This is a genomic window from Rhizobacter sp., from assembly GCF_031412495.1.
In the GTDB taxonomy this organism is placed as follows: domain Bacteria; phylum Pseudomonadota; class Gammaproteobacteria; order Burkholderiales; family Burkholderiaceae_C; genus Schlegelella_A.
This window is the reverse complement of sequence record NZ_JANODC010000450.1, coordinates 1-7545: the sequence shown is the minus strand read 5'-3', so window position 1 is coordinate 7545 and position 7545 is coordinate 1. Positions and strand designations below refer to the sequence as shown.

General features: G+C 70.8%; 8 protein-coding genes and 1 pseudogene. 6 read left to right on the top strand and 3 right to left on the bottom strand.

What is annotated here, in order from left to right; genetic code table 11:
* The 6 genes from AC30N0_RS16885 to AC30N0_RS16860 form a co-directional block, all read left to right on the top strand.
* A partial coding sequence (locus AC30N0_RS16885; RefSeq protein ID WP_489519058.1) for a TRAP transporter large permease subunit occupies window positions 1-365 on the top strand: 365 nt, incomplete at its 5' end.
* A gap of 48 nt (window positions 366-413) precedes the next feature.
* Complete coding sequence (locus AC30N0_RS16880) at window positions 414-1433, top strand: TRAP transporter substrate-binding protein (RefSeq protein WP_489519057.1); 1020 nt, start codon at window positions 414-416, stop codon at window positions 1431-1433.
* Between the two features lie 31 nt (window positions 1434-1464).
* On the top strand, window positions 1465-2625 hold the full coding sequence (locus AC30N0_RS16875; protein WP_489519056.1) for an acyl-CoA dehydrogenase family protein: 1161 nt from the start codon (window positions 1465-1467) through the stop codon (window positions 2623-2625).
* Complete coding sequence (locus AC30N0_RS16870; protein ID WP_489519055.1) at window positions 2622-3644, top strand: acyl-CoA dehydrogenase family protein; 1023 nt, start codon at window positions 2622-2624, stop codon at window positions 3642-3644. The genes AC30N0_RS16875 and AC30N0_RS16870 overlap by 4 nt, the downstream gene beginning before the upstream one ends.
* Entirely contained in the window at window positions 3641-4432 is a 792-nt protein-coding gene (locus AC30N0_RS16865; protein WP_489519054.1) for a crotonase/enoyl-CoA hydratase family protein, read from the top strand. Before AC30N0_RS16870 ends, AC30N0_RS16865 begins: the two co-directional genes overlap by 4 nt.
* Window positions 4433-4609: 177 nt before the next feature.
* A complete protein-coding gene (locus AC30N0_RS16860; RefSeq protein ID WP_489519053.1) occupies window positions 4610-4792 on the top strand; it encodes a DUF3606 domain-containing protein in 183 nt (60 codons plus the stop codon).
* A gap of 228 nt (window positions 4793-5020) precedes the next feature.
* Here AC30N0_RS16860 and AC30N0_RS16855 read toward each other — a convergent pair whose 3' ends face one another.
* The 3 genes and pseudogenes from AC30N0_RS16855 to AC30N0_RS16845 all read right to left on the bottom strand — a co-directional run.
* A complete protein-coding gene (locus AC30N0_RS16855; protein ID WP_489519052.1) occupies window positions 5021-6310 on the bottom strand; it encodes an acetyl-CoA hydrolase/transferase family protein in 1290 nt (429 codons plus the stop codon).
* A complete protein-coding gene (locus AC30N0_RS16850) occupies window positions 6307-7200 on the bottom strand; it encodes an HpcH/HpaI aldolase/citrate lyase family protein (RefSeq protein WP_489519051.1) in 894 nt (297 codons plus the stop codon). Before AC30N0_RS16850 ends, AC30N0_RS16855 begins: the two co-directional genes overlap by 4 nt.
* A 20-nt stretch (window positions 7201-7220) precedes the next feature.
* Window positions 7221-7545: pseudogene (locus AC30N0_RS16845) on the bottom strand (nitronate monooxygenase); the annotation flags it as partial.

The following is a 7545-nucleotide window of genomic DNA, read 5'->3' as shown; positions in this document are numbered from 1 at the left end:
GCGGGCTCGACGTCTCGCGCTGGGTCATCCTTGCCTTCATCCTGTTCATCTACCTGGTGCTCGGCTGCCTGATGGTCCAGATCGCCATCCTGATCCTGACGGTGCCGATCGTGCTGCCCCTGATCAAGGCCCTCGGCTTCGACCCGGTCTGGTTCGGGGTCATCGTCATCGTCGTCGCCGAGGTCGGGCTGGTCACGCCGCCGGTGGGCCTGAACGTGTTCGTCGTCTCGCGCTATGCGAAGCGGCCGCTCCAGGAGATCTTCGCCGGCGTCTGGCCGCACGTGTTCAGCCATCTATTGCTGCTCGTCGTCCTCGTCGCCTTTCCGCAGATCATCCTCTGGCTTCCTGCGCAAATGGCACCCTAGGCGCAGCGCTCCCGTCACTCCAGCTCACCCAGAAAGAAAGGTTCTCCCATGACCCCGATGTTCAAGAAGGCGTCGCTGGCGATCGCCGCCACCCTGTGCCTGACCGGCAGCGCGCTCGCCCAGGCGACCAAGATCAAGATCGCCGACTCGTTCCCGGTCGGCCATTACCTGCCCAAGTACATCACCACGCCGATGATCGAGCGGCTGAAGGCGAACCCAGCGGCCAAGGGCTTCGAGTTCGAGTACTACCCGGCCGAGCAGATGGGCAAGGCGAAGGACTTCCTCTCGCTCGTGCAGTCGGGCGTGATCGACATCGCCTACGTCGCGCCGGGCTTCGTGTCGGACAAGATGCCGCTGTCGGTGGTGTCGGAGCTGCCGCTCGATTTCAGCGGCTCCTGCCAGGGGACGATGGCGTACTGGAACCTGGCCAAGCCCGGCGGCATGCTGGACAAGAAGGAGTTCGCGCCGAACGGCGTCCGCCTGCTCTTCACGATCGTGCTGCCGCCGTACCAGATCATCACCAGGAAGCCCTTCACGAACCTCAAGGACATCGAGGGCATGAAGATCCGCGCCTCGGGCTCGGCCAAGGAGCTGGTGCTGAAGAAGCTGAAGGCCATTCCCGTGCTGATGCCGACCCCGGACGTCTACGAGTCGCTCTCCCGCGGCACCATCGACGGCGTCCTGTTCCCCTTCAACAGCCTGCCCCCCTACGAGATCCACAAGCTGTCGAAGACCGGCACCATCGGCGAGAACTTCGGCACCTTCGTCGCCAACTGGGTCATCAGCGAGAAGCGCTTCCAGTCGTTGCCGGCAGGCATGCAGCAGGAGCTCACGGCAATGGGCGAGCAGCTCACGAAGGCCGCCTGCGCCCAGGTCGAGAAGGACGAGGCCGGCGACATCGAGAAGGTCAAGGCCGCCGGCGTCAAGCTGACGGCGCTCTCGCCCGCCGACAAGGCCACCGTCGCCACGGTCATGCAGGACGTCGCCAGGGACTGGGCCGACACGCTCGACAAGCGCGGTCGCGCGGGCACGGAAGTCCTGAACGCGTTCAAGGCCGGGCTGAAGTAGGCAAGCGCAGAAGCACCGCCGAGGCGCCGACGTGATCGGAGCGCTGTCGCTGCAGCCCTTGCCGGCCGAGGCGGAGGCGCTGCGCGGCGACGTGCGCCGCTTCCTGGACGAGGCGCTCGCCGGCATGGCGCCCGAGCTTCGCGCCCGCTCCTGGCTCGGTTTCGACGCCGGTTTCAGCCGCGCCCTCGGCCGCCGCGGCTGGATCGGCCTGCAGCTGCCCCAGGCCTACGGGGGCGGCGGCCGTGACGCCTTCGCCCGCTTCGTGCTGGTCGAGGAGCTGCTGGCCCGCGGCGCGCCGGTCTCGGCGCACTGGATCGCCGAGCGGCAGAGCGCGCCGATGGTGCTGCGCTACGGTACCGAAGCGCAGAAGCGCTTCTACGTGCCGGGCGTCTGCCGCGGCGAGCTCTTCTTCTGCATCGGCATGAGCGAGCCGCAGGCGGGCTCCGACCTGGCCAGCGTGCGGACGCGAGCAACGCCGACGGCGACCGGCTGGCGCCTGAAGGGTCAGAAGATCTGGACCACCAACGCCGACCACTCGCACCACATGATCGCGCTGGTTCGGACCTCGGGCACGCTCGAGGACCGGCAGCGCGGCCTGTCGCAGCTGATCATCGACCTGAAGACACCCGGCATCACGATCCGCCCGATCGAGGACCTCACCGGCGACCGCCACTTCAGCGAGGTCTTCTTCGACGACGTCGACCTGCCGCACGACGCGCTCGTCGGCGCCGAAGGCTCCGGCTGGGCCCAGGTCACGGCCGAGCTGGCCTACGAGCGGAGCGGCCCGGAGCGGCTGTACTCGAGCATCGTCCTCTTCGACACCTGGCTCGAGCATCTGCGGGCCACGAGATGCGACGACCCGGCCGCACTGGCGCTCGCCGGGCGCATCGTCGGCCACACGGCGACCCTGCGCTCGATGTCGGTCGCTGTCACGGCCGCGGTCGGCGCCGGCGCCAGCCCGATGACCGAAGCCTCGCTGGTGAAGGACCTGGGCACCGAGCTCGAGCAGTTCATGCCGATCGCGATCGCCGATGCGATCGCGACCTCGCGTGCGGCCGGCGACCACGACGTCCCGCCGGCGCTGCTGCGCACGCTGGCCTACATCACCCAGTTCGCGCCGACCTTCTCGCTGCGCGGCGGCACGCGCGAGGTGCTGCGCGGCCTCATCGCGCGTGGCCTGGGCCTGCGATGAGCCACGAGATCGCCGAGCCGTTCGAGCGCCTGCTCGCCGACGCCTGCGCGCCGGACACGGTTCGCGCGATCGAGCGCGGCGGCGCGCACCGCGCCCTGTGGTCGCGCCTCGAGCAGTCGGGGTTCCTGGACACGCTCGTAGCCGAGGCGGACGGCGGTGCCGGCCTGCGCCTGGGCGACGCCTTCGCCCTGTTCCTCGGCGAAGGGCGGCACGCGCTGCCGGTGCCGCTGGGGCCGACGATGCTGGTGCGCGCGCTGCTCGCCCACGAGGGCATCGCGAGACCCGAGGGCGCCATCGCCATCGCAGCACAGAACCATCACGCCGACGACGGCTCGATCGCCTGCCCCGACACGCCGTTCGGCGCTGTCGCCGACTGGGTCGCCGTGGGTTCGGCCGACGGCTGGTGCCTGGTGCCGGTGGCCGGCATCGCCCGGCGCTCGTCGGGCATCCACGGCAGCCTGCGCGCCGACCTGCGCTGGAACGCCGCGCCGGCCGGGTCGATCCGCGTCCCCGGCGCCGTGGCGTGGCGGGAGGCCGGCGCGGCGATCGTCGCGGCGCAGCTCGCCGGCGCCATGGACCGGGTGCTCGAGCTCACCGTTGCCTTCGCCAACGACCGGGTCCAGTTCGGCAAGTCGATCGGCAAGTTCCAGGCGATCCAGCACCAGCTCGCGACGATGGCGGAGCACGTCGCCGCTGCGCGCATGGCCGCCGAGATCGGCTGCGCCGGCACGGGACCGCTGCCCGACCCGCTGCGCGCCGCGCTCGCCAAGGCGCGCACCAGCGAAGCGGCGGCGCTCGCGGCGACGACGGCACACGCGGTGCACGGCGCGATCGGCATCACCGCCGATCTCGACCTCCAGCTCTACACCCGCCGCCTGCACGAGGGCCGGGCCGACTACGGCGCCGAGACGCACTGGAACCGGATCCTCGGCCGGGCGCTGCTCGCGCCGGGCAGCGGCCCGGCGCTCGACTTCATGCGTTCCGCCCTGATCCCCCGCAACGAGGACATCCGTCCATGAAGCCCTTTCTCCTCTACGAGCAGACGGGCGGCATCGTCACCCTGACGATGAACGCGCCCGAGACCCGCAACGTGCTCACCGGCAACAGCGCGCCGCAGGAGTTCGTCGACGCCTGCGCCCGCATCACCGACGACAGCTCGGTCCGCGTCGTCGTGCTCACCGGCGCCGGCACGGTGTTCTCGGCCGGCGGCAACCTGAAGCACATGCAGTCGCTGTTCGACGAGCCGCCGAGCGCCATCCGGCACTGGTACCGGCAGGGCGTGCAGCGCCTCGCGACCGCGCTCTACAACCTCGAGGTGCCGACCATCGCCGCCGTCAACGGCGCTGCCATCGGCGCCGGCTGCGACCTCACCTGCATGTGCGACATCCGCATCGCCTCGGAGAGCGCCTCGTTCGCCGAAAGCTTCGTCAAGGTCGGCCTGATCCCCGGCGACGGCGGCGCCTGGCTGCTGCCGCGCGTGGTCGGCATGTCGAAGGCGGCCGAGATGTCCTTCACCGGCGATGCCCTGAACGCGGCCGAGGCCCTGGCCTGCGGCCTGGTCTCGAAGGTCGTCCCCGCCGAGCGGCTGATGGAAGAGGCTATGGCGCTCGCCGGCCGCATCGCGGCCAACCCGGGTGCGGGCCTGCGCCTGACCAAGCGCCTGCTCCGCGAAGGCCAGCACACTCGCCTCGAAAGCCTGCTCGAGATGTCGGCCGGCTTCCAGGCCGTCGCCCACAAGACGGCGCACCACGTCGAGGCGGTCAACGCGTTCGTCGAAAAGCGGAAGCCGGACTTTTCGGGCGGCTAGACGCCGACTGCGCCCGGCGCCGGGCCGACCGGCGTGGCGCTGCTTCGCCTCGCCCTGGGGTCGCGCACCGTCGTCAGGAGAGCCCGTGGAACCGGCTGACCGCGGTGCGCGGTTTTCTCCGACAGCCGCGGCGGCCCGTGCTGCTCACGATCGTGTCTTCAGCAATAGGAGAAACACATGCCGCAGGCATCCAATTCAGGGCGCTCCCAGGACCGAGCCAAGGTGGCAGGGGGGCAGAAGCACGAGGTGAGCTACGAAGCCGAGAAGACCGGGGCGAAGCCTCCCGAGGTGCGCCAGGCCGTGAAGAAGGTGGGCAACTCGCGTGACAAGGTCGAAGCTGAACTCAAGAAAGGCAAGTGACCTGTGGCTTCCAACCAACCTCACACCAAGCGCGACGTCGGCGGGCAAGGCGAGAAGTCGAAACCCAACGCACCCAAGAACCAACCGGGGAAGGCGTCCCCGGGCGGCGGCGGGTCGAAGGGGAAGAAGGACTCCGCCGGGAATCGTTGAGCAGGCAGGGACGGGCTCGGCGCGGACGACCGCGCATCGCCGAACCGCCGACCGGGAGCTGACTGGCGGTGGGCGCGTTCAGCTGGCTCGGCTCAGATCGGCTGCGCGGAACAGCTCGTGCGCCTCGCGCGACAGCGCCTCGCGGTGCTGCGGGGCCGCCAGCTCGATCATCGCCTTCACGCGCTTCCTCAGCGGCAGGCCACGCAGCCGCACCGCGCCGTTCTCGGTGGCGACGATGTCGACATCGCTGCGCGCCGTGGTCACCGGGCCGCTCAGCCGCGCGACGATCTTCGAGAGCGTGCCGCGCCTGGCCGCGCTCGGCAGGGCGATGATCGAGGCACCGCCCGGGGAGCGGCCGGCGGCGCGGACGAAGTCGACCTGGCCGCCGACGGCGCCGATGTAGTCGCCGCCGATACTCTCGGCGTTGACTTGGCCGGTGAGGTCGACCTCGAGCGCGGAGTTGATCGAGACGTAGCGCTGCAGCCGGGCCAGCACGTCGCCGGCGTGGGTGTAGTCGATCGGGCAGACCTTGAGCGCCAGGTTGCGGTGCGCATGGCGGTACAGCCTGGCGTCGGTGCCGAACAGCACGCCGGTGATGCTGATGCCGACGTCCATCCCCTTGAAGGCATTGGTGAGCGCGCCGCTCTCGACGAGGTCGACGAGCGAGTCGCCGACCATGCCGGAATGCATGCCGAGGTCGCGCCGGTTCGCGAGCATGGCGATGATGGCCTCCGGGATGGCGCCGAAGCCGACCTGCAGCGTCGCCCGGTCCGGGATGTAGCGGTCGACGTGGCCGGCGATGCGCCGCTCGAGCTCGCCGATGGCGGCCGAGGGCAGCTGGATCGGCGCCCGGCTCGTCTCGACGAGGACGTCGATGTCCGCCTCGGTCAGGGCCACGTCGCACGTCGTCTGCGGCACGAGCCGGTTCATCTCGGCGATGACCACGCGCGCCTTGTCGACCGCGGCCCGGCTGTGGTCGGCGCCGAGGCCGAGGCTGTAGCGGCCGTGCTCGTCGGGCGGGCTGACCTGCACCAGGGCGACGTCGCAGGGAATGGTGCCGTCGGCGATGAAGCCGAGGTTCTGCGACACGTGGCCGGGAATCACGTCCATGGCACCGGCCTGGATCAGGCGCCGGTTGGTGCCGACGCCGCCCATGCCCGTGAGCTCGATGCCGTCGACCTGCCCGGGCTGGAAGGTCTCGGAGAACATCGCGGCGAGGTAGGCGCGCACGCCGCCGAGCTCGGCCCGCTGGCGCACCAGCGCCTCGGTGAGGGTCAGCGGCTCGGCCGTGCCCTGGCCCATGACAATGCCGTCGCCGGGCCGGATCCAGCGGCGCAGCTCGAGCTGCGCCGCGTCGACACGGATCACGCCGCCGCTCCGCTCGGCCGCAGCGCCAGGTGATCGCCGAAAGCGACCAGGCGCTGTGCCCGCTTCAGCAGCGGGCCGTCGATCATCTTGCCTTCGAAGTCGACCGTGCCGATGCCGCGCGCCGTCGCCTCGTCGTAGAAGGCGATCAACCGGCGCGCGTGCTCGAGCTCGGCGTCGCTCGGCCGGAAGACCCGGTTGGCGACGTCGAGCTGGCGCGGCAGCAGGCAGATCTTGCCGTCGTAGCCCATGTCGCGGCCGACGTTGGCGTCGCTCTCGAAGTGCTGGTCGTCGCGGATCTCGACCACTGCCTGGTCGATGGCGACGATGCGCGCCGCCTTCGCGTGCAGCAGCACCTGCGAGCGCGCGTACATGACCTCGACCGATCCCGGCGTGCGCCGCGCGCCGAGCTCGCTGGCGAGGTCTTCGGCACCGAAGTAGACCGCGGCCACGCTCGGGTCGGCGGCGCACAAGGCGGCGGCGTTGGCGACGCCGCCGATCGATTCGAGCCCGCCGACGATGAAGCGCGGCTGCCGGCGCGGCCGGTCGCGGTCGAGACGACGGAGGCGGTGCAGCGCCGGGAAGAGCTGGTCGACGCTCTCGAGCTTGGGGATGACGATGCCGTCGATGTCGCTGTCGAGCGCGGCGGCAAGGTCGTCGAGGTAATGGTCGGACCCGGGCTCGTTGACGCGCACCGTCAGCAGGCCGCGCAGGCGTTGCGTGCGCAGGCCCGACGCGAGCGCCGCAAGGCCGTCGCGGGCACTCGCCTTCTCCGCCGCCGGCGTGCCGTCCTCGAGGTCGACGACGTGGCAGTCGGCGGAAAAGCGCGGGAACTTGCCGACCAGGTCGGCGCGGTTCGCCGGGGCGAAGAAGAGGCTGCGGATGATGAGCATGGCGTGTCCTGTGGCGGCGTTCAGTCGAGCAGGGCGTCGAGTCGTTCCTTCGATTCAAGCAGCTCGACCATCATGTCGTGCACGACGTTGCGGACCGAGGTCTCGGCCGTCATGTCGCCGACGATCTGGCCGACCGGGTAGGTGAGGAACTCCCGCGCGCGGACGCGCTCGACGCGCGTGCGGCCCTGGCCCCACCAGAGCAGGGCCTGCAGCGGCGCCGGCAGGGTGTCTGGCGCGCCGGGCGCGTCCCAGGCGTCGGTGAAGCGGCTGCGCAGGGTGCGGCAGGGCTTGCCGGTGACGGTGCGCGTCAGCACCGCGTCTTCGGAGCCGGCCTCGAACAGCCTC

Excerpts from the sequence above, each read along its gene's own strand:
- AC30N0_RS16880 (WP_489519057.1), top strand. The coding sequence starts at position 414 with ATGACCCCGATGTTCAAGAAGGCGTCGCTGGCGATCGCCGCCACCCTG.
- AC30N0_RS16870 (WP_489519055.1), top strand. The coding sequence starts at position 2,622 with ATGAGCCACGAGATCGCCGAGCCGTTCGAGCGCCTGCTCGCCGACGCC.
- AC30N0_RS16865 (WP_489519054.1), top strand. The coding sequence starts at position 3,641 with ATGAAGCCCTTTCTCCTCTACGAGCAGACGGGCGGCATCGTCACCCTG.
- AC30N0_RS16860 (WP_489519053.1), top strand. The coding sequence starts at position 4,610 with ATGCCGCAGGCATCCAATTCAGGGCGCTCCCAGGACCGAGCCAAGGTG.
- AC30N0_RS16850 (WP_489519051.1), bottom strand. The coding sequence starts at position 7,200 with ATGCTCATCATCCGCAGCCTCTTCTTCGCCCCGGCGAACCGCGCCGAC.